This window comes from Streptococcus thalassemiae (genome assembly GCF_903645285.1).
GTDB lineage: Bacteria > Bacillota > Bacilli > Lactobacillales > Streptococcaceae > Streptococcus > Streptococcus thalassemiae.
Window position 1 is genome coordinate 226149 of record NZ_CAHJXN010000002.1, and the last position, 23752, is coordinate 249900.

The 23752-nt window shown below is 41.8% G+C and carries 18 protein-coding genes; 6 read left to right on the forward strand and 12 right to left on the reverse strand.

Features of this window, described 5'->3' with window-relative positions; all coding sequences use genetic code 11:
- The first annotated feature begins 167 nt into the window (after positions 1–167).
- Positions 168–4292, forward strand: coding sequence for a pullulanase (locus HWX15_RS03650; RefSeq protein WP_254867333.1), 4125 nt, complete (start codon positions 168–170; stop codon positions 4290–4292).
- 33 nt (positions 4293–4325) lie between these two features.
- A complete protein-coding gene (locus HWX15_RS10235) occupies positions 4326–4430 on the forward strand; it encodes an LPXTG cell wall anchor domain-containing protein (protein WP_225350392.1) in 105 nt (34 codons plus the stop codon).
- 94 nt (positions 4431–4524) lie between these two features.
- Here HWX15_RS10235 and HWX15_RS03665 read toward each other — a convergent pair whose 3' ends face one another.
- The 9 genes from HWX15_RS03665 to ruvB form a co-directional block, all read right to left on the reverse strand.
- The gene (locus HWX15_RS03665) at positions 4525–5574 is read right to left on the reverse strand and encodes an LLM class flavin-dependent oxidoreductase (RefSeq protein WP_175880315.1); all 1050 of its coding nucleotides are present in this window, start codon (positions 5572–5574) and stop codon (positions 4525–4527) included.
- Between the two features lie 233 nt (positions 5575–5807).
- The gene (glmS, locus tag HWX15_RS03670; protein ID WP_175880316.1) at positions 5808–7616 is read right to left on the reverse strand and encodes a glutamine--fructose-6-phosphate transaminase (isomerizing); all 1809 of its coding nucleotides are present in this window, start codon (positions 7614–7616) and stop codon (positions 5808–5810) included.
- A 192-nt stretch (positions 7617–7808) separates the two neighbouring features.
- Positions 7809–9188: a 6-phospho-beta-glucosidase gene (bglA, locus tag HWX15_RS03675; protein ID WP_175880317.1), complete on the reverse strand. Its 1380-nt coding sequence runs from the start codon at positions 9186–9188 to the stop codon at positions 7809–7811.
- 98 nt (positions 9189–9286) lie between these two features.
- Positions 9287–11140 carry a proline--tRNA ligase gene (locus tag HWX15_RS03680; RefSeq protein WP_175880318.1) on the reverse strand — a complete coding sequence of 618 codons (1854 nt, stop codon included), beginning with the start codon at positions 11138–11140 and terminating at the stop codon, positions 9287–9289.
- Positions 11141–11152: 12 nt separating this feature from the next.
- Positions 11153–12412, reverse strand: coding sequence for an RIP metalloprotease RseP (gene rseP / locus HWX15_RS03685; RefSeq protein ID WP_175880319.1), 1260 nt, complete (start codon positions 12410–12412; stop codon positions 11153–11155).
- A gap of 21 nt (positions 12413–12433) precedes the next feature.
- Positions 12434–13237, reverse strand: a complete 804-nt coding sequence (locus HWX15_RS03690; RefSeq protein ID WP_175880320.1) for a phosphatidate cytidylyltransferase — start codon at positions 13235–13237, stop codon at positions 12434–12436.
- Positions 13238–13245: 8 nt separating this feature from the next.
- Complete coding sequence (locus tag HWX15_RS03695; protein ID WP_000466722.1) at positions 13246–14004, reverse strand: isoprenyl transferase; 759 nt, start codon at positions 14002–14004, stop codon at positions 13246–13248.
- A gap of 342 nt (positions 14005–14346) precedes the next feature.
- Positions 14347–14919, reverse strand: coding sequence for a nucleotidyltransferase family protein (locus HWX15_RS03700; protein WP_175880321.1), 573 nt, complete (start codon positions 14917–14919; stop codon positions 14347–14349).
- Entirely contained in the window at positions 14900–15898 is a 999-nt protein-coding gene (gene ruvB, locus HWX15_RS03705; protein WP_009014280.1) for a Holliday junction branch migration DNA helicase RuvB, read from the reverse strand. Before ruvB ends, HWX15_RS03700 begins: the two co-directional genes overlap by 20 nt.
- A gap of 133 nt (positions 15899–16031) precedes the next feature.
- Between ruvB and HWX15_RS03710 the strand changes: the two genes are divergently transcribed.
- Together HWX15_RS03710 and HWX15_RS03715 are read left to right on the forward strand one after the other, a co-directional pair.
- Positions 16032–16124, forward strand: a complete 93-nt coding sequence (locus HWX15_RS03710) for a type I toxin-antitoxin system Fst family toxin (protein ID WP_000969509.1) — start codon at positions 16032–16034, stop codon at positions 16122–16124.
- A 329-nt stretch (positions 16125–16453) separates the two neighbouring features.
- On the forward strand, positions 16454–16546 hold the full coding sequence (locus HWX15_RS03715) for a type I toxin-antitoxin system Fst family toxin (protein ID WP_000970382.1): 93 nt from the start codon (positions 16454–16456) through the stop codon (positions 16544–16546).
- 816 nt (positions 16547–17362) lie between these two features.
- On the opposite strand, the gene HWX15_RS03720 is transcribed toward HWX15_RS03715, so the two are convergent.
- The 3 genes from HWX15_RS03720 to leuS form a co-directional block, all read right to left on the reverse strand.
- Entirely contained in the window at positions 17363–17779 is a 417-nt protein-coding gene (locus tag HWX15_RS03720) for a GNAT family N-acetyltransferase (protein ID WP_175880322.1), read from the reverse strand.
- 11 nt (positions 17780–17790) lie between these two features.
- Positions 17791–18486, reverse strand: coding sequence for a GNAT family N-acetyltransferase (locus tag HWX15_RS03725; RefSeq protein ID WP_175880323.1), 696 nt, complete (start codon positions 18484–18486; stop codon positions 17791–17793).
- A 109-nt stretch (positions 18487–18595) separates the two neighbouring features.
- Positions 18596–21097 carry a leucine--tRNA ligase gene (gene leuS, locus HWX15_RS03730; RefSeq protein WP_175880324.1) on the reverse strand — a complete coding sequence of 834 codons (2502 nt, stop codon included), beginning with the start codon at positions 21095–21097 and terminating at the stop codon, positions 18596–18598.
- 147 nt (positions 21098–21244) lie between these two features.
- Here leuS and HWX15_RS03735 point away from each other — a divergent pair, with 147 nt between their 5' ends.
- Both HWX15_RS03735 and HWX15_RS03740 read left to right on the forward strand, forming a co-directional pair.
- On the forward strand, positions 21245–22894 hold the full coding sequence (locus HWX15_RS03735) for a sensor histidine kinase (protein WP_175880325.1): 1650 nt from the start codon (positions 21245–21247) through the stop codon (positions 22892–22894).
- Positions 22887–23660 carry a response regulator transcription factor gene (locus tag HWX15_RS03740; protein ID WP_175880326.1) on the forward strand — a complete coding sequence of 258 codons (774 nt, stop codon included), beginning with the start codon at positions 22887–22889 and terminating at the stop codon, positions 23658–23660. Before HWX15_RS03735 ends, HWX15_RS03740 begins: the two co-directional genes overlap by 8 nt.
- The last annotated feature ends 92 nt before the right edge of the window (positions 23661–23752 follow it).

Below are 23752 nucleotides of genomic sequence, written 5' to 3' on the forward strand. Positions count from 1 at the left end.
GGCTTGGCTTATGTGACATTTTTATCTCCATCATTTATACTGATATATAAAATAGTACAGAAAACTTCTCAAAAGTAAGAATTTCTTTTACAAACCAAAGAAAACGCTTGCATATTGTTTTACTACATGCTATACTGATATAGAAATTTATTGATTGGAGAATCATTATGAGAAAAACACCAGCTCAAACTGAGAAAAAAATGGTCTACAGCATCCGTTCCCTCAAAAATGGAACTGGTTCTGTCCTTATCGGCGCAAGTCTTGTCCTACTTGCTATGGCTACGCCAACTATCTCAGCCAACGAAAGTACACCAACTACTAACGCAAGTAATAGTGAAACTACTACTGCCCTTGCCCAACCTCTTACTGATGCAACAAACATCGCTGGCAAGAACGAAAGCGATTTTTCTTCACCTAATAATGCAAACGCTTCCCTAGAGAAAAAAGAAGAAAAACCTGCAACAGAGCCAACAACTCCTGTTGCAAACCCAGCCGATTCAGCACCACAAACTGGAGAAGATCGTTCAAATGAGCCAACTACTTCTACTAGTCCAGTAGCAACTGAAACTAAGGCCGAAGAGCCAATCGAAGATAACTACTTCCGTATCCATGTCAAAAAACTTCCTGAAGAAAACAAGGATGCTCAAGGACTATGGACTTGGGACGATGTTGAAAAACCTTCTGAAAACTGGCCTAACGGAGCTTTGTCCTTCAAGGATGCCAAGAAAGATGACTATGGCTACTACCTAGATGTCAAATTAAAGGGAGAACAAGCCAAGAAAATTAGCTTCCTCATCAACAATACAGCTGGAAAAAATCTAACCGGCGATAAATCTGTAGAAAAACTAGTTCCAAAAATGAACGAGGCTTGGTTGGACCAAGATTACAAGGTTTTCTCTTACGAACCACAACCTGCAGGAACTGTTCGCGTCAACTACTACCGCACGGATGGCAACTATGACAAGAAATCTCTCTGGTACTGGGGAGATGTGAAAAATCCAAGTAGCGCTCAATGGCCTGACGGAACAGACTTTACAGCTACAGGCAAATATGGTCGCTATATCGACATTCCTCTTAAGGATGCCGCCAAAGAATTCGGCTTTTTATTACTAGATGAGAGCAAACAAGGAGACGACGTGAAGATCCGTAAAGAAGATTATAAGTTCACAGATTTGAAAAATCATAGCCAAATTTTCCTAAAAGACGATGACGAATCGATTTACACAAATCCATACTATGTCCATGATATTCGCATGACAGGGGCTCAGCACGTAGGAACTTCTAGCATTGAAAGTAGTTTTTCAACACTTGTCGGTGCTAAAAAAGAGGATATCCTCAAACACTCTAACATCACTAATCACCTAGGAGACAAGGTAACTATCACCGATGTTGCAATCGATGAAGCTGGTAAGAAAGTGACTTACAGCGGAGATTTCTCAGATACAAAACATCCATATACTGTTAGCTACAATTCCGACCACTTCACTACCAAAACAAGCTGGCGTCTTAAAGATGAGACTTACAGTTATGATGGCAAACTGGGAGCTGACCTAAAAGAAGAAGGAAAACAAGTTGATTTAACCCTTTGGTCACCAAGTGCTGATAAGGTTTCTGTTGTTGTCTACGACAAGAATGACCCTGACAAAGTAGTTGGAACTGTCGCTCTTGAAAAAGGAGAAAGAGGAACTTGGAAACAAACTCTAGATAGCACAAACAAATTAGGAATCACAGATTTCACTGGCTACTATTATCAATACCAAATCGAGCGTCAGGGTAAAACTGTTCTTGCACTCGATCCTTACGCTAAATCCCTCGCTGCTTGGAATAGTGATCTTGCAAAAACAGACGCTTCCCATAAAGTGGCTAAAGCCGCCTTTGTAAATCCAGCTAAACTAGGACCTCAAGACTTGACTTATGGTAAGATTCACAACTTCAAGACTCGTGAAGATGCCGTTATCTACGAAGCTCATGTGCGTGACTTCACTTCAGATCCTGCCATTGCAAAAGACTTGACCAAACCATTTGGTACCTTTGAAGCCTTTATTGAAAAACTAGACTATCTCAAAGACTTGGGTGTGACCCACATCCAGCTCCTTCCAGTCTTGTCTTACTACTTTGTCAATGAGTTGAAGAACCATGAACGCTTGTCTGACTATGCTTCAAGCAACAGCAACTACAACTGGGGATATGACCCTCAAAACTACTTCTCATTGACTGGTATGTATTCAAGCGATCCTAAAAATCCAGAAAAACGAATCGCAGAGTTTAAAAACCTCATCAACGAAATCCACAAACGTGGCATGGGAGCTATCCTGGACGTAGTGTATAACCATACAGCCAAAGTCGATCTCTTTGAAGACCTAGAGCCAAACTACTACCACTTTATGGATGCTGACGGAACACCTCGAACTAGCTTTGGTGGTGGACGTTTGGGGACAACTCACCATATGACCAAACGGCTCCTAGTTGATTCTATCAAATACCTAGTCGATACCTACAAAGTAGATGGATTCCGCTTCGATATGATGGGAGACCATGATGCGGCTTCTATCGAAGAAGCTTACAAGGCTGCACGCGCCCTCAATCCAAATCTCATCATGCTGGGTGAAGGTTGGAGAACCTATGCCGGTGATGAAAACATGCCTACTAAAGCAGCTGACCAAGATTGGATGAAACATACCGATACTGTCGCTGTCTTCTCAGATGACATCCGTAACAACCTCAAGTCTGGTTATCCAAATGAAGGTCAACCTGCCTTTATCACAGGTGGCAAGCGTGATGTCAACACTGTCTTCAAAAATCTCATTGCTCAGCCAACCAACTTTGAAGCAGACAATCCTGGAGATGTCATCCAATACATCGCAGCCCATGATAACTTGACCCTCTTTGACATCATTGCCCAGTCTATCAAAAAAGACCCAAGCAAGGCTGAGAACTATGCTGAAATCCACCGTCGTTTGCGACTTGGAAATCTCATGGTCTTGACAGCTCAAGGAACTCCATTTATCCACTCTGGTCAGGAATATGGTCGCACCAAACAATTCCGTGACCCAGCCTACAAGACTCCAGTAGCGGAGGATAAGGTTCCAAACAAATCTCACTTGTTGCGTGATAAGGACGGCAATCCGTTTGACTATCCTTACTTCATCCATGACTCTTACGATTCTAGCGATGCAGTTAACAAGTTTGACTGGACTAAGGCTACAGATGGCAAAGCTTATCCTGAAAATGTTAAGAGCCGTGACTATATGAAAGGGTTGATTGCCCTTCGTCAATCTACAGATGCCTTCCGACTTAAGAGTCTCCAAGATATCAAAGACCGTGTCCACCTCATCACTGTCCCAGGTCAAAATGGTGTAGAAAAAGAGGATGTAGTAATTGGCTACCAAATTACTGCTCCAAACGGTGATATCTACGCAGTCTTTGTCAATGCGGACGAAAAAGCTCGCGAATTTAATTTGGGAACTGCCTTCGCCCACCTCAGAAATGCTGAAGTTTTAGCAGATGAAAACCAAGCAGGACCAGTAGGAATTGCCAACCCGAAAGGACTTGAGTGGACTGAAAAAGGCTTGAAATTAAATGCCCTTACAGCCACTGTTCTTCGAGTCTCTCAAAATGGAACTAACCATGGGTCAACCGCAGAAGAGAAACCAGACTCAACCCCTTCCAAGCCTGAACATCAAAATGAAGCTTCTCACCCTGCACATCAAGATCCAGCTCCAGAAGCTAAACCTGATTCTACTAAACCATCTGCAACAGTAGCTGATGCAGAAAATAAACCTAGCCAAGCTACAACTGGTTCACAAGCTGAGAAGCCACATAAGGACAGTAATACTCAATCACTTCCAGCTACTTCTACACAAGCTATTGTAACTTCCTACACCCCAGCTTATACAAATAAGAAACCGGAAACTCCAAATCAGACAACTAAAGCTAGTTGGAAACAAGAAAATGGCATCTGGTATTTCCATAAAGCAGACGGTTCTCTAGCTACTGGTTGGATAAAAGATGGAGATACTTGGTATTATCTAAAAGATGATGGCTCTATGGTTACTGGCTGGGTGAAAGATGGTAATGTTTGGTACTTCCTAAATAGTAACGGTTCTATGTCAACCGGTTGGGTTAAGGATGGAGATACTTGGTACTATCTAGATCCATCAGGAGCTATGAAAGAAAATCAATGGTTTGAAGTTTCTGGCAAATGGTACTATGTTGATTCATCAGGTAAACTTGCAGTTAATACAAGAGTTGAAGGCTATTTGGTCAATGAAAACGGTGAATGGATTAGCTAAAACTGCTACTGTATAACCTTTGCATAGCTAGATATAACTAAGCTCAACGATTACAAACTCCTGTTTGCAGGAATCAGCCTCCTTGCCCTTCTAGGTCTCGGCTTCTTGCTAAAAAACAAAAAAAGAGAACTAAACTAGCCCTCCTATAGAACAATCCCCCAAGCGTTATAGCTCGGGGGATTGATTTTTGTACAATATTTGTGGTTATAATACATTTGATTAGGATTTTTTATTAAGCCTCTTTCATAGCAAAATAAGCCCGTACTTTTGGAGCCACTTGCGTTCCGAAAAGTTTAATAGCTCTCAGGACTTGTTCATGTGGCATAGAACCAAGCGGTAGGTGCAACATAAAACGATCCAAACCTAAATCCTCAATCATGCGAATCAATTTTTCTGCCACCTGATCTGGATTGCCCACAAACATAGCACCATTTGGCCCAACTTGCTCCAAATATTGCTCATAACGCAATTCCTGCCAGTGTGGACGGTCTTTGGAAATAGCATCCACTACTTGCTTGGTCGGATGGAAATAATCTTTTACAGCCTGCTCGCCATCTTCGGCAATCCAGCCCCAAGAATGAGCTCCAATCTTTAGTTCATGACTGGCATGGCCTGCTTCGCTCCCAATCTCACGATAAGCCTGAATCAATTTTTTAAAATAACGAGGATTACCACCGATAATGGCATAGACAATCGGTAGACCAGCCTGAGCAATCTTCACAGTTGATTCAACATGACCACCTGTCGCTATCCACAAGGGCAATTTGTCCTGAACTGGACGAGGATAAGCTTCTTTGCCAGAGATTGTTTGGGTCAATCGACCTTGCCAATCTAGTTTTGTCTTTTCATTGACTAATTGAAGCAAGTCTAATTTCTCATCAAAAAGAGCTTCGTAGTCTTTCAAATCATAGCCAAACAAGGGAAAAGATTCCGTGAAAGAACCCCTTCCGGCCATAATCTCCGCACGTCCATTTGACAAAGCATCAATAGTGGCATACTGTTGGAACAAACGAATCGGATCCATGCTCGAGAGAATGCTGACCGCACTAGTCAAACGAATTTTCTTGGTATTGACTGCCCCAGCTGCCAGGATAATCTCTGGGGCTGATACCGCAAAATCCGCTCGATGGTGCTCACCAATCCCATATACATCCAAACCAACCTTGTCAGCCAGTTCAATCTCTGCCAGCAACTGGCGAATGCGTTCAGCATGACTGTAAGTTTGCCCAGTCCCTTCAAGCACTGTTGTTTCCCCAAATGTCGAAATTCCCAATTCTACCATTGCGCTTCTCCTTGTCTATTTCTGTCCTTCAATTTGAAAAATTATTCTAATACTCAATGAAAATCAAAGAGCAAACTAAGAAGCTAGCCGCAGGCTGCTCAAAACAGTGTTTTGAGGTTGCAGATGGAAGCTGACGTGGTTTGAAGAGACTTTCGAAGAGTATAACACGAATCTTGAGTACAAGCAACCGATTTGCTCACAAGAAAAAGCCTAGATAACTAGACTTTTTTAGCTTATTCTACCGTTACTGACTTGGCAAGGTTACGTGGTTTGTCCACATCAAGACCACGGTGGAGGGTTGCAAAGTAAGCGACTAATTGCGTTGGCACAACCATTGAGATTGGTGAGAGATAAGGGTGGACGGTCGTAAGAACGATGTCGTCTGTCTCTTTAGCAACATTTTCTTCTGCAATAGTGAGAACCTTGGCACCACGGGCTGCCACCTCTTGGATATTTCCACGAGTGTGGTTGGCAAGGACTGGATCTGACAAGAGGGCCAAGACAGGTGTTCCTTCTTCAATCAAGGCAATAGTTCCGTGCTTGAGTTCTCCTGCTGCAAAGCCTTCACACTGGATGTAAGAAATCTCTTTGAGTTTAAGGCTTGCTTCCATGGCTACATAGTAATCTTGACCACGTCCGATGTAAAAGGCGTTACGAGTTGTTTCAAGTAGCTCACGAACCTTGGCTTCAATGGTTTCTTTCTCTGAAAGAGTTGATTCGATAGACTGAGCTACGATTGACAACTCATGAACTAAATCAAAGGCTTGCGCTTTAGCATTGCCATTTGCTTCTCCGACTGCTTTTGCAAGGAAAGCAAGGGCTGCAATTTGCGCTGTATAGGCCTTAGTTGATGCTACGGCAATTTCAGGACCTGCATGAAGAAGCATGGTATGGTTAGCTTCACGTGAAAGAGTTGAACCTGGTACGTTTGTTACTGTCAAGCTTGGGATTCCCATTTCATTAGCCTTGACCAAAACCTGACGGCTATCCGCTGTTTCACCAGACTGGCTGATAAAGATGAAGAGTGGTTTCTTGCTGAGAAGTGGCATGCCGTAGCCCCACTCAGATGAGATTCCAAGTTCAACTGGCGTATCTGTCAATTCTTCCAGCATCTTCTTAGAAGCAAATCCTGCGTGGTAAGATGTTCCAGCTGCAAGGATGTAGATACGGTCTGCGTCTTGAACAGCCTGGATGATAGCTGGGTCTACGACAACCTGACCAGCATCATCCGTGTAGGCTTGAATGAGTTTACGCATAACCGTTGGTTGCTCATCAATTTCCTTAAGCATGTAGTAAGGATAAGTTCCCTTACCGATATCTGACAAGTCAAGCTCAGCAGTGTAGCTAGCACGTTCACGACTGTTGCCATCATAGTCTTGAACTTCTACACTATCAGCCTTGACGATTACCAGCTCTTGGTCATGGATTTCCATGTATTGGTTGGTCTCACGAATCATAGCCATCGCATCTGAGCAGACCATGTTATAGCCTTCCCCAAGACCAATCAAAAGTGGTGATTTGTTCTTAGCCACATAGATAACTTCAGGATCTTGTGAGTCAACCAAGGCAAAGGCATAAGAACCACGGATGATGTGAAGAGCTTTTTTGAAGGCTTCAAGAACTGACAAGCCATCTTCTTCCGCAAATTTTCCAATCAAGTGAACGGCGATTTCAGTATCTGTTTGCCCCTTAAAGTGGTGGCCTGCAAGGTATTCTTCCTTGATTTCAAGGTAGTTTTCAATCACCCCATTGTGCACCAAAACAAAACGTTCAGTCTCAGAGCGATGTGGGTGAGCATTGTCTTCAGTTGGTTTTCCATGAGTAGCCCAACGAGTATGTCCAATACCAGTTGTTCCCTCAACACCAGCTGTCTTGGCAGACAATTCTGCAATACGACCAACAGCCTTGACTAGGTGGTTTTCAGCACCACCTAGGACAAAAATTCCCGCAGAATCATAGCCACGGTATTCGAGCTTTTCAAGCCCTTGAATCAAAATATCAGTTGCATTTGTGTTTCCAACAACACCAACAATTCCACACATAGTATATACGACACAGACCAGCTGTGCTTTCTCCTTAAAATTGGTATAGTCTAATTCCTCTTTTATAGAATCAGCAAAAACAGTATATACTTGTTTCTTTCACTTGTCAAGAGTAAAAATTGGTATAGTTCAAATTCATCTCCTGTAAGCAAAAAACTCTGACCAATTAAAATCATTAGTCAGAGTCCTTTTTTAAAATCCATTATTGCCGCTTAATTCCTTGAACCAGTGCCCTGATTTCTTCAGACGACGTTCTTGCGTTTCCAAGTCTAATTCGACCAAGCCATAGCGATTTTTATAACTATTGAGCCATGACCAGCAATCAATAAAGGTCCAGATTAAGTATCCTTTACAGTTGGCTCCATCTTTAATGGCACGGTGAAGTTCACGAAGATGACCTTTTACAAAGCCAATACGGTAATCATCTTGAATCATCCCATCTTGACGGAATTTTTCTTCCCCTTCAACACCCATACCATTCTCTGTCAACATCCATTCGATATTACCATAATTTTCCTTGATATTTTGAGCAATGTCATAGATCCCTTGCTCATAAATCTCCCAGCCACGATGAGGATTGATTTTACGTCCAGGCATCACATAAGGCTCGTAAAAATGTTCTGGTAAGAGTGGACTCTCTGGATGCTTAGAAAATCGAGGAGCCATAACACGCAAAGGTTGATAGTAGTTGACACCAAGGAAGTCCACCGTATTGTCACGAATGAGCTCCAACTCCTCCTCTGTAGCATCAGGCAAGAGACCGTATTCATGTAAGATTTCTACCAACTCCTGTGGATAAGTACCCAAAACGGACGGATCTAAGAAAGATTGAGCCTGGAAAAGGTCCGCAATGCGAGCTGCCTTGACATCAGCAGGATGCTGGCTACGTGGATAAGCCGGTGTCAAGTTTAAGACAATCCCAATCTTGGAGTCTGGCAAAAGTTCATGACAAGCCTTAACCGCCCGACTGCTGGCCAATTGTGTGTGATAGGCTACTTTAACCGCCGCTTCTGCATCCACCTTATGTGGATAATGGGCATCGTAAAAATAGCCAAATTCCACAGGAACGATGGGCTCGTTAAAGGTAATCCATTGATCCACTAAATCTCCATAAGTCTCAAAACAAAAACGAGCATAGTCTTCATAAGCTGAGACAGTCGCCTTATTTTCCCAACCATCACCATCTTCTTGAAGAGCAAAAGGCAGATCAAAATGATAGAGATTGACTAAAAGACGAATTCCTTTAGCCTTAATAGCCTCAAAAACCTTACGATAGAAATCCACACCTTGAGCATTGACTTCCCCACGCCCTTGTGGAAAAATCCGTGACCACTGAATAGAAGTCCGAAAGGCCGTGTGACCAGTTTCTAACAAGAGGTCGATATCCTGTTCCCAATTTTCATAAAAGGTCGATGTTTTATCTGGACCAATCCCATTATAGTAGCGATTTGGCTCCACTTGGAACCAGTAATCCCAGAGATTATCTCCCTTACCGTCACCAGCTACACGTCCTTCTGTCTGTGGCCCAGAAGTAGAGGATCCCCAGACAAAATCCTTTGGAAATTTTAGCATACATTTACCTCTTTATCTACTCATTTTTCCCATTATACAGAAAAAACAAGGTAAAAACTAGTTACATTTTTTCCTTGTTTTTCTTCTGATTATAGTTTTTATTTCTTGCTGAGAATTTCAAGCGTTTCGAGCAAGTTATCTGCATGAACTTCAATGGTGTCACCAGTTGCCTTGATCTTAACTTCTACGATGCCATCGGCCGCTTTCTTCCCAACAGTGATACGGATTGGCAACCCAATCAAGTCGCTATCGCTGAATTTAACACCAACACGTTCGTTACGATCATCTGTCAAGACTTCGTAACCAGCTCCCATCAAGCTTGCTTCAAGTTTTTCTGTCAAGGCTTGCGCTTCTTCGTCCTTGACATTGACAGTAATCAAGTGCACGTCAAATGGTGCCAACTCTTTAGGGAAATTGATTCCCCAAGCATAACGGTATTCACCTTTTGGTGTTTTGTTAACAAAGAGGCGAGCGTGTTGCTCCATCACTGCTGAAAGGAGACGGCTGACACCAATGCCGTAACATCCCATGATGATTGGCACAGCACGGCCATTTTCATCCAAGACATCTGCTCCCATGCTTGCTGAATAGCGAGTGCCAAGTTTGAAGATATGACCAATTTCGATACCACGCGCAAAGTTAAGGACTCCTTGCCCGTCTGGGGAAATTTCACCCTCACGAACTTCACGGATATCCACATATTCTGCAGTAAAATCACGACCTGAATTCACACCAGTCAAGTGGTAGCCATCTTCGTTAGCACCGACAACTGCATTGCGAACATCTTGCACCTTACGATCTGCAATAATTTTAATATTCTCTGGCAAACCAACTGGCCCAAGTGAACCAAAACCTGCTTGAACAAGATTTGCCACTTCTTCTTCGCTAGCAACGTCAAAGAAATCTGCTCCCAAGTGGTTTTTCAACTTGACTTCGTTGAGTTGGTCATTTCCAACTAGAAGGGCTGCAACAAGCTCACCATCTGCCATGTAGAAGAGGGTCTTGATTGTTTGTTCTTCTGGAACATTGAGGAAGGCTGCAACTTCATCAATTGATTTAACATCTGGAGTTGCAACACGAGTCACTTCTTCTTCAGCGACAACACGGTTGCTTGGTTTGTACTCGTTTGTTGCCATTTCTAAGTTAGCCGCATAGCTAGATTCACTTGAGTAAGCAATGGTATCTTCACCAGAAACCATCCATTTGAGCAATTCTGCCTTGATTTCTTCTTGCACTTCTGCAGGAATTTCGTCAAATGAGGCAACTGACTTGTCCAAGACAACCCAGCGGTCAAGGTCTGTACGAGCAGGTGTAATGGCCATAAATTCTTGGCTGTCCTTACCACCCATGGCTCCACCATCACCGATGATAGCCTTGAAATCTAAGCCACTACGAGTGAAAATTCGCTCATAAGCAGCCTTGTACTCATCATAAACACTGTCCAAACTATCATAGTTAGCGTGGAAACTGTAAGCATCCTTCATGATGAACTCACGTGTACGAAGAAGGCCATTACGTGGACGTTTTTCATCACGATACTTAGGTTGGATTTGGTAAAGGTTAAGTGGCAATTGCTTGTAAGACTTAACAGAATCACGGACAATAGCTGTAAAGGTTTCTTCGTGAGTTGGGCCTAGGATAAAGTCTGATTTTTCGCGGTTTTTTAGTTTATAAAGGTCTTCACCATAAGTTTCGTAACGACCTGATTCGCGCCACAACTCTGCACTGAGAAGGGCTGGAGCCAACATCTCAACGGCACCAATCTTGTCGAATTCTTGGCGCATGATGTTTTTAGCTTTTTCAATCACACGGTTGGCAAGTGGTAAGTAAGAATAAACACCTGCAGATACTTGACGAACATAACCAGCGCGCAACATAAGAGCATGGCTGATAACTTGAGCATCGCTTGGCATTTCGCGAAGCGTTGGGATAGGCATTTTACTTTGTTTCATAATATTCCTCGATTATCTAAAAAAGAGTCGCATAATGTCATTCCAAGTCACAGCAATCATCAAGACAACCATGATGACCACTCCGGCCAAGGTGACATAGGTTTCAATTTCTTGTTTCAATGGTTTGCGGCGGATGGCTTCTAGGATATTGAGCACAATCTTACCACCATCCAGAGCTGGAATCGGAATAAGATTAAAAATCCCGATATTGATGGAAATCATTGCCAAGAAGTACAAGACGTTCTCAATTCCATTTTTAGCGGCATCACTACTTGCCTTAAAGATGGCAACAGGTCCACCTAGCTTGTTCAAATCCGGTTGGAAAATCAGATTTTTCAGTGCTGAGAGAATTCGGAGGGCCGAGTCAGCAGCAGTTGTAAATCCACCTACAAACATGGATAGAAAATCTGACTTAATCCCCGGTTGAACACCTAGAAGGTAACGGCCTTGACTTTCTTCGGGTGTAACCGTAACTTGTTTGTCACTACCCTTTTCAGAAATCGTCACATCCAAAGTCGGTTCCGTCTTATCTTTGGTTTCTGATTCCACAGCCTGAATCAAACTTTCCCAGTTGCTAATCTCATGTGAACCAATCTTGGTAATCTGTGCCGTTTCTGGTACTCCCACCTTAGCCAAGGCCCCTTGGGGCATGACATGGAACTGGTTGGTATCGACATCTCTGACACCACCCTGCATGAAGATTAAAATCCAGAAAACAACGACACCTAAGATAAAGTTGTTCATAGGGCCTGCAAAATTAGTAATGAGTTTCCCCCAGATAGTTGCATTTTGATATTGAACATCTAAAGGTGCAATTCGAACCTCAGTTCCATCTGCTTCCACAACCGTTGCATCGTGATCCACTGCAAATGTTTTTTCTTCTTCCAGAACCAATCCTTTGATAAAGAGCTTGTCTTCAAAATCAAACTGGGTCACCTGCATAGGGAGGGCTGTTTGATCCAATTTTTTACCTGAGAGATTGATGCGTTTAACCTTACCATCATCAGCAAGTGTCAAACTAACAGGCGTTCCTGTCTTGATTTCAGTTGTATCATCACCCCAACCGGCCATGCGGACATAGCCACCCAGAGGCAAGATTCGAATGGTATAGGCCGTTCCATCCTTGCCAATGTGAGCAAAGATTTTAGGTCCCATACCGATGGCAAATTCACGTACTAAAATCCCTGATTTCTTGGCAAAGTAGAAGTGTCCGAACTCGTGCACTACTACAATAATCCCGAAAACCAGAATAAAGGTTAAAATTCCGAGCATAGTGTTTCCTCCATCTTTTGATTAAAAGAGTCCAAACAAGTGCATGATTGGAAATACAAGCAACATACTATCGAAACGATCCAAAACACCACCATGTCCAGGGATAAATTTCCCAGAATCCTTGACACCAAAGTGACGCTTGATCGAACTTTCTAGTAAATCACCAAATTGTCCAGCAATGCTAAAGAAAATAGCAAAGATTGACATCTTGTAAATTCCATACGGAAGAGCAACTGTACTGTCAACTATCATAAAGATGATGGTTACTAAAATCGCACCTAAAATACCACCCAAGGCACCCTCAAAGGTTTTATTTGGAGAAACTGTCGGAGCTAATTTTCGTTTACCATAGTTCATCCCAACAAGATAGGCACCACTGTCTGTCGCCCAAACAATACACAAGGCTAATAGTGCCTTATCTAAACCTGCAATTCTAGCATCTAATAGAGCATTAAAACCAAAGCCCACATAGAAACTCATAGCAAGAGGGAAAACAGCGTCCTCAATCGTATAAGACTTGCTAAAAACAGTCGTTCCTAACATGATTGAAATCAACACACTATAGGCAACCACATTTCCATCAACTGGCAAAAAAGTCAGGTAATTCTCCAAGGGAATGGTCAAAGCAAAGGTTGCAAAGAGGGTTAAGAGGCCCTCCATAGTCATGGTCTCTAGACCTCTCATCTTCAAAAGTTCATGCATGGCTAGCATGGCTATGATTCCAATTGCTATCTGAAGCAAGAGTCCTCCAATCATTAAAATTGGTAGGAAAATAGCCAGGGCCATCCCTGCAAACAAGGTTCTTTTCTGTAAATCCTGTGTCATATTTCCTCCTAAACTCCTCCAAATCGGCGATGACGACGATTGTAGGCAAGAATGGCTTCCTGCAAGGCCGCCTCGTCAAAATCAGGCCACAAGGTGTCCGTAAAATAGAGCTCACTGTAGGCTCCCTGCCATGGAAGGAAATTGCTCAAACGTAATTCTCCACTAGTACGGATAATCAAGTCTGGGTCTCGTAACTCCTTAGGCAAATGCTGGGTAAAGAGATAGTTGCCAATCAATTCCTCTGTGATGTCACCTGGGTTGATTTTGGCATCTAACACATCCTGAGAAATCAACTTAAGAGCCTGTGTAATCTCAGCACGTCCACCATAGTTGAGGGCAAAATTAAGAATCAAACCTGTGTTGTTCTTAGTCAATTCCTCAGCTTTAGTCAGAGCTTCAAAGGTTTGCTTAGGTAGGCGGTCTGTTTCCCCAATCATTTGAATCTTAACATTATTCGCATGCAATTCCGGGACATAATTATCATAAAACTCTACTGGCAAGTTCATGATAAACTTGACTTCCTGATCTGGACGTGTCCAGTTTTCTGTAGAAAAAGCATAGACCGTAATAACCTTAACGCCTAGTTTGTTGGCTGCCTTGGTCACAGTTTGCAATGCTTCCATGCCCGCCTTATGTCCAAAAACTCGCGGTTGCATACGTTTTTTAGCCCAACGGCCATTTCCATCCATAATGATGCCGATATGAGCAGGAACCTGTGTCGGAACCTCTACTTCCACAGCCTTATCTTTCTTAAAAAATCCAAACATGATCTTATTCCTATTCAAAAATCTATCGTTTCATTATACCATATTTCCCTATTTTCTTCTATCACTAAGCTATTTATACTCTTCGAAAATCTCTTCAAACCACGTCAGCTCTATCTGCAACCTCAAAACAGTGTTTTGAGCAACCTGCGGCTAGCTTCCTAGTTTGCTCTTTGATTTTCATTGAGTATTATTCTCAGGCACAAAGCCCATTTCCAAAAAAATAAGCCGCCTGATTGGGCGACTTTATTTTATAGGGAGATTATTATGAAAAAGTTTTAGGAGTTTAAGTTAAGGTCTTCTTAACTTATGAACTTAGTATACACTTCTTAGCTTAAAGTTTCCTTAAGTATTTTTAAAAATCAAATTTTTCCATTTCTCCTGCCAATTTTTCTTGGATAGACGTGTTCGATAAAGTTCCATTCGGTCTTCATTTTCTAAGAAATGAGGAGTTGGACGAACTTGAAAATTCAAAATATCCTCCAAACCATAAGGTGCATAGAGTTCAAAATCGGATTCTTCATTCAAGCGCAGTCCAACTGCCGTACACCGTTCTGGATACTTACTCATAGCATCACGGGAACTGGTATAGGGAGCAGTGTGAGGACTGTGCTGATGCATATAGACCTGATTTTTCAATTCCCACTGGTACTGAGGAGAATCCTCTCGTAGCTTTTTCTCCAGTAATAAGGTTTCCTCATAAGAAATATCTGGATTAAAGAAAATCACATCTACATCTGTTTCACAGTCAAAAGGGGATTTGTCTGACAAGAGATTCCAAATAAAATTTCTGACAGAACCTGCTGCCAACCACGAGTCTTTCAGACCAAGGTTTCGGATGATCGTCAGAATAGCCATCATATCTGGATTTTTTCTAAAAGCCTCTAGAATTTCTTGCTTATTTTTCATTGTATTCATAACCTAAGTGCTCATATGCCTTAGCAGTCGCCACCCGTCCAGACCGCGTCCGCATGATAAAGCCTTTTTGAATCAAGTAGGGCTCATACATGTCTTCAACTGTCTCACGTTCTTCTGCTATGTTAACAGAAAGAGTTCCTAATCCGACAGGGCCACCACCGTACATCTCAATCATGGTACGAAGGATTTTCTGGTCCACATAGTCCAGACCTTCATGGTCAACATCCAGCATGGTCAAAGCCTTATCCGTAATAACATCATCGATAACCCCATTCCCCATAATCTGGGCAAAATCGCGCACGCGCTTGAGGAGGCGATTGGCAATACGAGGAGTACCTCGACTACGCAAGGCCAACTCAGATGCTGCCTCATGAGTGATTTCCATCTCAAAAATATCTGCCGTCCGCTCAACAATTTCCGTCAAATCAGCATGAGCATAATACTCCATATGACCTGTAATCCCAAAACGTGCCCGTAGTGGATTTGAGAGCATACCAGCCCGAGTCGTCGCACCAATCAAGGTAAAAGGTGGTAACTCCAAATGAACACTGCGACTACCTTCACCAGCACCAATCATGATATCGATATAAAAGTCCTCCATGGCACTATAAAGCACCTCTTCCACCGACATGGGCAAACGATGAATCTCATCAATAAAGAGGACATCCCCAGGTTCTAAGTCATTCAAAATAGCTACCAGATCTCCGGCTTTTTCAATGACTGGACCCGAAGTCTGCTTGAGATTGACACCTAGTTCGTTGGCAATAACAAAAGCCATGGTCGTTTTCCCCAAGCCTGGAGGCCCGAATAAGAGGACATGATCCAGCGCTTCATCCCGCATTTTGGCAGCTTCGATAAAGATTTGGAGCTGATCCTTGACCTTGTCCTGCCCAATATATTCACGTAAGTACTGAGGACGGAGCGTGCGTTCTACCAACTCCTCATCCCCCATTATCTCATTATCTAAAATTCTACTCATGGCTCTATTATATCAAAAAACCAAGCCACAAACAAAAAAGCCACCCGATTGGGTGACTCCTGAGTTTAGCACGTATGTGGTATAATATTCTACGGCACTGCTACACCGCCTACGAAAGGAGGTGAGATAGCCCATGATGGATACAATACTTAAAACTATCATCGGACCAATTGTGGTCGGTGTCGTTCTTCGCTTAGTCGATAAATGGCTAAACAAGGACAAATAGTGTCAAAAAGACCCCAAGCTTATTTGGACGTGAGCTTGGGGTCTTTTCTAGCCTATGATATAGACACAATACTTAATTCCCTTTTATTATCCCATAGTTCACAAAATTTGTCAAAACTTTACATCCTCATCTATTTAGCTTGTCAAGCTTTAACCCATATCCAATAACTAAACGAAAGTTATCGAAAAATTATTTTTAGAATAGTCCCCAAAAGCCTGAAATAGAGCCAAAAAACTCCGCCTGATTGGGCGACTCCCGAGTTTAGCACTTATGTGGTCTAATATTCTACGGCACTGCTACACCGCCTACGAAAGGAGGTGAGATAGCCCATGATGGAATTAGTACTCAAAACTATCATCGGACCAATTGTGGTCGGTGTCGTTCTTCGATTAGTCGATAAATGGCTAAACAAGGACAAATAGTGTCAAAAAAGACCTCAAGCTTATTTGGTCGTGAGCTTGGGGTCTTTTCTAGCCTATGATATAGAACTAGTACTCAATTTCTTTTTATTATCCCACAGTTCACACATTTTGTCAATGTTTTACATCATCTTTAACCGCCGTACAACAAGACTTTCAAGTTTAAGAGAAAATTAGGGATTCTATCAATTTCATAGAAATTTTGATTTAGTAAACGAAGAGACAATCTTACATGTCACTTCTCATTTAATACGCCACTACTGGACAAGCAAAATCATTATTACAGCAGTTCCAGTCCTTCAATTAACAGTCACTTACAATCAAATTGAGTTTGAAGTAGCTGAAGTAACAGCAAACCTATTTCTTAGTCATATTTCCTAAAAAAGTCCCCGCCAATTCCCCGACCAAAATCCGAAAAATATCGAAAAATATCGAAAAATGATTTTTAGAATAGTCCCCAAAAGCCTGAAATAGAGCCAAAAAACTCCACCTGATTGGGTGGAGTTAAGGGAGATTATTATGAAAAAGAAAAGTTTAGGATTTTATTAAATAAAGTTAGGAGGTCTTTATTTAATAACTATATGATACAAGACAAAGCTTAAAACTAGCTTAACTTTTCTCAAATTCTAGCATTTTTTAAAAATTTCTATCAGCATCACCTCACCCCACAAAAAAGTCACCTGATTAGGTGACTTCATTAGGAGATTATGATGAAAAAAAAGTTTTAGGATTTCATTAAATAAAGTTAGGAGGTCTTTATTTAATGACTATATGATACTAGACCATCCTTAAACTTTGCTTAAGAAAAAACAAGTTTTGTTATTTTTCTCGATTCGTCCAAATCATTCCTGTACAGTCATAGGTGGATAAGATTTCAAAGCCCATAGAACGATAAAATCCCACGTTTTTTTCTGTCTCTTCTGTCACCAGCTGGACTTGATAGGCCTCTTTAAAATTTTCTAAAGCCTCTTTCATCAAGGAGCTACCAATCCCTTGGCGCTGATAGCTAGGCAAAACAATCAAATCCTGTACAAAAACTGATGAAAAACCATCTCCAACCAAACGAATCAAGCCCACCACAGTATCGCCATCAAGTGCCAGATAAATTACTAATGAATGAGATAAGGCCTGCTCCAGCATCAGAGGTTGATTTGTATAATTTGTCCAACCGACAGCCTGATAGAGATGCAAAACATCCTCTAGCTTGACAATTTCTTGCTTTTTAATAGTAATCATCTCAACACCTCTTAAAGTTCTCTCAAGCTCTTGTATTGTTGCCCAGTTTTATCAAAGTTTTCAGGATGCAACCATGTTTCCAAACGAGCTTTGACTTGAGGCCAGTCCTTATCAATCATAGACAACCAATCCGTATCCCTCGTACGCCCCTTATAAACCACTGCCTGGCGGAAGGTTCCTTCATAAATAAAGCCCAAACGTTCCGCTGCTCGTCTGGATGGCAGATTTAAAGCATCGCATTTCCACTCATAACGACGATAGTTAAGCTCTTCAAAGACATAGCAAGCCAGTAGATACTGGGCTTCTGTCCCTATCCGTGTCCCCCTGAGCTCTGGAGAAAAAGTGACAGCTCCCACTTCTATTACTCGATTATTCTGGTCAATACGCATGAGAGAAAAAGTTCCTAAAGCCTTACCAGTTGACCTGTCTATGATTGCATAATAAAAACGGTCCTTACGAGCTAACATCTGATTTAAAAGGCTGACCAGTTCCTCCAGATCTGCCACTGGCTCCTGAAAGAGGTAGGTCCACATCTCCTCAGGAGTATCCGGGCCATAAACAGCTAATAAATCCTCCGCATGCTTTTCCACTGAAAGAGCCTCTACCCTAGCATAACGCCCTTCTAAGAAATCAATAGAAGGCAGTGCACCGGATGTATAACCTTCCATTGACTCCCCAATCATCTGACCATATTCATTTACTGGCATCTTATTCTCCTTATTTCACTTTTCAAACTTTATAGTTGCCCATAGTATATCATACTTTCATAAGAAGATTCAAAAAATCCCCCAGATTCTACTCTGAAGGATTTCTATCTTATTTTACAACGATATTAACCAGTTTATTCGGTACCGCAATCACTTTCACGATTTCCTTACCGTCAATTTCTGCTTTGACTTTTTCATCAGCGAGAGCAATTTCTTGCAATTCTTCGCGTGATAGGTCTTTAGCGACCATGAGTTTGGCACGAACTTTTCCTTTGATTTGAACGACGATTTCGATTTCGTCTTCAACCAATTTGCTTTCGTCCCATGTTGGCCAAGCTACATAAGAGATAGATTCGCCAGTTGCTGCAACTGTTTGCCAGAGCTCTTCTGCCAAGTGAGGTGCAAATGGTGCAATCAACTGAACGAAGCCTTTGGCGTAGTCCACATAGAGCTTGTCTTCCTTGTTAGCCGCGTTGACAAAGACCATAAGTTGGGCAATGGCTGTGTTGAATTTCAATGATTCGATTTGTTCTGTGACAGCTTTGACTGTTTCGTTGTAAACCTTGTCAAGAGCGCCATTGTTTTCCGCAAGGATTTCTTTACTTGTAATCAAACGGTAAACACGGTCAAGGAATTTACGGCTTCCTTCCAGACCTTCTTCTGACCAAGCAATCGAAGCATCAAGTGGGCCCATGAACATTTCATAGACACGAAGGGTATCGGCACCGTATTGTTCCACCACGTCGTCTGGGTTAACAACGTTCTTGAGGGATTTAGACATCTTAGCTGGCGCTTGCTCCAACTCCTCTCCTGTTTCCACATGGAAGAAAGAACCGTCACGTTTTTCAACCTTGTCAGTCGCCACAAGAGCGCCACGGTGGTCACGGTAGCTTGTTCCCAAAATCATTCCTTGGTTAAAGAGTTTTTGGAATGGTTCCTTAGTTGGAACGACACCGAGGTCATAGAGGAATTTATGCCAGAAACGAGCATAAAGCAAGTGAAGTACAGCATGTTCCGCACCACCCACGTAGATATCTACTGGCAACCATTGTTTGAGGAGGTCCTCATCAGCCAATTTCTCAGTATTGTGCGGGTCAATATAGCGAAGGTAGTACCAGCTTGAACCAGCCCACTGTGGCATGGTGTTTGTTTCACGACGACCCTTGACGCCATCTTCACGAGTCACTTCAAGCCAGTCGGTCAAGTTAGCTAGCGGACTTTCACCAGTACCTGAAGGACGGATGTCCTTGGTTACAGGCAAGACAAGTGGCAATTCATTTTCAGGAACAGCTGTCGAAGTTCCATCTTCCCAATGAATGATTGGAATTGGCTCACCCCAGTAACGTTGGCGGCTAAAGAGCCAGTCGCGGAGACGGTAGGTAACCTTCTCTTGTCCATAACCTTTCTCTTCCAACCAAGCCACAATCTTGGCAATAGCGTCTTCTTTATTGAGTCCATCTAGGAAGTCTGAATTGACATGAAGGCCATCTTCTGTGTAGGCAGCTTCTGCTACGTTTCCACCTTCAAGCACTTCTACGATTGGAAGGTCAAATTGTTTGGCAAATTCCCAGTCACGTTGGTCATGGGCAGGAACAGCCATTACCGCACCTGTCCCGTAACTAGCAAGCACATAGTCCGCAATCCAGATTGGGATTTCCTTGCCATTAACAGGGTTGATAGCATAAGCACCAGTCCAAACTCCTGTTTTTTCCTTGGCAAGGTCTGTACGAGCCAAGTCTGATTTAAGGCTGGCTTGGTGTTTGTAGTCTGCTACAGCCTCTGCTTGCTCTGGGCTTGTGATAACATCAACCAAATCATGCTCAGGAGCCAATACAGTGAAAGTCGCACCGAAAAGGGTGTCAGGACGAGTGGTAAAGACGGTGAATTCCTTGTCTGTTCCCTTAACTTTAAAGGTTACATTGGCACCAGTTGACTTCCCAATCCAGTTGCGTTGCATGTCCTTGATAGACTCTGGCCAGTCAAGTTCATCTAAATCGTTAAGCAGACGTTCTGCATAGGCAGTGATTTTGAGCATCCATTGGCGCATTGGTTTGCGGACAACTGGATAGCCTCCACGCTCAGAAGTTCCGTCAGGAAGAACCTCTTCGTTGGCAATGGCTGTTCCCAATTCTTCCACCCAGTTTACTGGCACTTCCGCTTCATAGGCCAAGCCCTTTTCGTAAAGCTTAGTGAAAATCCACTGAGTCCACTTGTAGTAGTTTGGATCTGTTGTGTTAACTTCACGATCCCAGTCATAAGAAAATCCAAGCGCATTGATTTGGCGTTTGAAGTTGGCAATATTTTCAGCTGTAAATTCTGCTGGGTCATTACCTGTATCCATAGCATACTGCTCAGCTGGCAAACCAAAAGCATCCCAACCCATTGGGTGAAGGACATTGTAGCCTTGCGCACGTTTGTAACGGCTGAGGATATCGGTTGCGGTGTAACCTTCTGGGTGTCCTACGTGCAGACCCGCTCCAGACGGATAAGGGAACATATCGAGAGCATAAAACTTCGGTTTTGATGCATCTGTTCCTGTCTTAAAGGTATGATGTTCTGCCCAGTAGCCTTGCCACTTAGGCTCAATTTTTTTATGATTGTAAAAACTCATGGTCTCTCTCCAATTTTGTGATGTTACTATTATACCATTTTTGAGGGAATTTGGTCTCGTTCTATTCTATACTTTTCTATTTTACCTTGCTCTAAAATTTTTAAACTGCTATACTTATAACAGAAAACCCTTCCAAGGAGGTAGCGGATGTCTCATTCCTTTAAAAAATCTCTCCAAAAAGAAATTCTCCATAGAAGCTCTATCGCAGCCTTTGTGACCTCACTCTTACTACTCATTTTACTTTTTGGTTTTTCCTATTTTTTACAAAAGCAGCAACTCTCCAAAGATACGAGACAGATTGTAAAACAGGTTCAAGAAATGAAAGAAGCAAATAATGAGCTCCTGACTACCATGAACCATAAAATGATTCTTGGATTTTTGGATGGCAAACACACAGAGCGAGAAGTCTTTAGCTTATTCTACGAGACAAAAGCTAAATTAAAACTTAGTTCCGACCTCATTATCCTAAGTGATACAGGTGAATTACTATTTAGTACCAATCGCAATCATCAAGAAAGTATTTTATCACCCTACTATCTAAAACTGCTCATTCAAAATCCTTCTCAAGATAAAGTTACAGAAAAAATTGCACTATCTTCAGACAAGCAACATTACACACTCTTTATCAAACCACTACTTCAAAACCAACGAGTTAAAGCCTATACTATTGCTTTCGTAAATGAGAATGATTTCATCTCAAGTTTCCCAATGATCAATTCCAAATACATCATTACCGATAGCTTTGGAAATATGTTTTCCAACAATACAAATCAGTTTACTCGTTCCACTCTTGAAAAATTGGATGAAAAGCTCCTACACTCTCGCACCCACTGGTATGCGAATGAACCGCTTATTGTTCAAAAAGAAAAAGTCGGTGCTATTTTTTCAATCTATACTTTTCAATCCTTCTTTCCCATTCCTAGCTTACTCGGCCTAGCCTCCGTCCTCACCTTATGTATATTCTTCCTCTACTTCTGGCAAGCAAGACGAATTGCTCATAAAATTGCGACACACAACGCTGTTCCTATTGAAAGTTTGGTTTACCAACTTCAAGAAATTCCCAAACAAGCAGAAAAAAGGCTTTCTCTACAAACAGGTGATGAGTTTGAGTTTATGGCAGAAAAAATCAACAATATGTTGTACGAATTAGATCAACTTCATCAAAAAATGTTGACCATAGAAAAAGAAAAGTGGATTTTTGAAAGAAAAATGCTGGAAGCTCAGTTCAATCCTCATTTTCTCTACAATACACTTGAGACAATTAAAATTACTTCTTTAATGGATGCCGCCCTCACACAAGATCTGATTCAAAACCTCACGCGCATTCTTCGCTACAGTATCACCGATTTAGAAAAAGAAACAACCATTTGTCAGGATTTAAAGATTATAGAGGATTACCTGATGATTCATAAGATTCGTTTCGAGCACTTTTCCTATGATATTGTCTGCCCAGAAACTGTCGATAATCAGCCTATTCCTAAACTTTTCTTGCTTCCTCTCGTAGAAAATGCTATAAAATATGGGATGCAATACCGTATTGATCTTCATATAGATATCCAAATTACCTTGGAAGCAGATTCTCTAACTTTTTTAGTCAAGGATAATGCTGGAGGACTCACCAAACAAGAGCGACTCGCTATTTTAGACTCTTTAGAAAGCCCTCATACCCAGCATGGCATCGTGAACAGCTACAAACGATTGAGCAATTTCTTTTCTGATGTCCAGCTAGATCTAGGAGTCAATCGTCATGGAGAAACTTGGGTCAAATTTATAACGAAAGGACTAACTCATGTTTAAGCTCATTATCGTAGAAGACGAACACCTCATCCGAAAATGGCTAGAGATTGCCGTAGACTACTCTGCCTTGGGTATCCAAGTCGTAGGAACTGCTAGTCACGGTCAAGAGGGAATGAAACTCATCCAAGAAAAAGAACCTCATATTGTCTTAACAGACATCACAATGCCAATTATGGATGCTTTTATGATGTTCGAAGCCACTCGTACCCTTCCCTATGAAAAAGTTATCTTATCAGGTTATAACGATTTTCAAAATGCCAAAAAAGCCATGCAATATGGAGCAGTTGATTTCTTATCCAAGCCAATTGATACCAAGGAATTGACAGAATGTCTTCAAAACATTGTTTTGCGATTACAAGGTAGCACCTATCAAGAAACTCCTTTTTTAGAAGAATATCAAACTTTACTCACCTCTATCCAACAGGTTGATACACAAAACCAAATCATTCAACAAATTATTTCCTTTGTCCACAAGCATTATGCAGAGCATTTTACGATTGCGACTATTGCTGAAGCTTTAAACTATAGCGAAAGCTATCTATATAAGGTTATCAAAGAAGACTTCCCCATGACGCTAAATGAATATATCTTACAATATCGCCTGAAACAAGCTATAGATAAGATGTCTGAATCTCCCAACTCCCCTCTAAGCGACATCTCTGATCAAGTTGGATTTTCAGACTATAAATATTTTGCCAAAGTTTTTAAAAAGTATCTCCATATTTCTCCAAAAGAATTGAAATCACTCGGAAGAATAGTAAAATAAGCTATTCTTCTTTTTGTAGAGAATTTTACTCTAATAGAATAGAATTGTCGGTTTTAAAAACGCTTACACTGTTTTAAAATAAACTTAAATAA

Coding starts and splice junctions, on each gene's coding strand:
- HWX15_RS03725 (WP_175880323.1), bottom strand. CDS start 18,486: ATGCCAGTAAATGAATATGGTCAGATGATTGGGGAGTCAATGGAAGGT.
- HWX15_RS03650 (WP_254867333.1), top strand. CDS start 168: ATGAGAAAAACACCAGCTCAAACTGAGAAAAAAATGGTCTACAGCATC.
- HWX15_RS03715 (WP_000970382.1), top strand. CDS start 16,454: ATGATGGAATTAGTACTCAAAACTATCATCGGACCAATTGTGGTCGGT.
- HWX15_RS03735 (WP_175880325.1), top strand. CDS start 21,245: ATGTCTCATTCCTTTAAAAAATCTCTCCAAAAAGAAATTCTCCATAGA.
- HWX15_RS03695 (WP_000466722.1), bottom strand. CDS start 14,004: ATGTTTGGATTTTTTAAGAAAGATAAGGCTGTGGAAGTAGAGGTTCCG.
- rseP (WP_175880319.1), bottom strand. CDS start 12,412: ATGCTCGGAATTTTAACCTTTATTCTGGTTTTCGGGATTATTGTAGTA.
- HWX15_RS03665 (WP_175880315.1), bottom strand. CDS start 5,574: ATGGTAGAATTGGGAATTTCGACATTTGGGGAAACAACAGTGCTTGAA.
- HWX15_RS03690 (WP_175880320.1), bottom strand. CDS start 13,237: ATGACACAGGATTTACAGAAAAGAACCTTGTTTGCAGGGATGGCCCTG.
- HWX15_RS03720 (WP_175880322.1), bottom strand. CDS start 17,779: ATGATTACTATTAAAAAGCAAGAAATTGTCAAGCTAGAGGATGTTTTG.
- HWX15_RS03710 (WP_000969509.1), top strand. CDS start 16,032: ATGATGGATACAATACTTAAAACTATCATCGGACCAATTGTGGTCGGT.
- HWX15_RS03680 (WP_175880318.1), bottom strand. CDS start 11,140: ATGAAACAAAGTAAAATGCCTATCCCAACGCTTCGCGAAATGCCAAGC.
- HWX15_RS03700 (WP_175880321.1), bottom strand. CDS start 14,919: ATGAATACAATGAAAAATAAGCAAGAAATTCTAGAGGCTTTTAGAAAA.
- bglA (WP_175880317.1), bottom strand. CDS start 9,188: ATGCTAAAATTTCCAAAGGATTTTGTCTGGGGATCCTCTACTTCTGGG.
- HWX15_RS03740 (WP_175880326.1), top strand. CDS start 22,887: ATGTTTAAGCTCATTATCGTAGAAGACGAACACCTCATCCGAAAATGG.
- leuS (WP_175880324.1), bottom strand. CDS start 21,097: ATGAGTTTTTACAATCATAAAAAAATTGAGCCTAAGTGGCAAGGCTAC.
- ruvB (WP_009014280.1), bottom strand. CDS start 15,898: ATGAGTAGAATTTTAGATAATGAGATAATGGGGGATGAGGAGTTGGTA.
- glmS (WP_175880316.1), bottom strand. CDS start 7,616: ATGTGTGGAATTGTTGGTGTTGTTGGAAACACAAATGCAACTGATATT.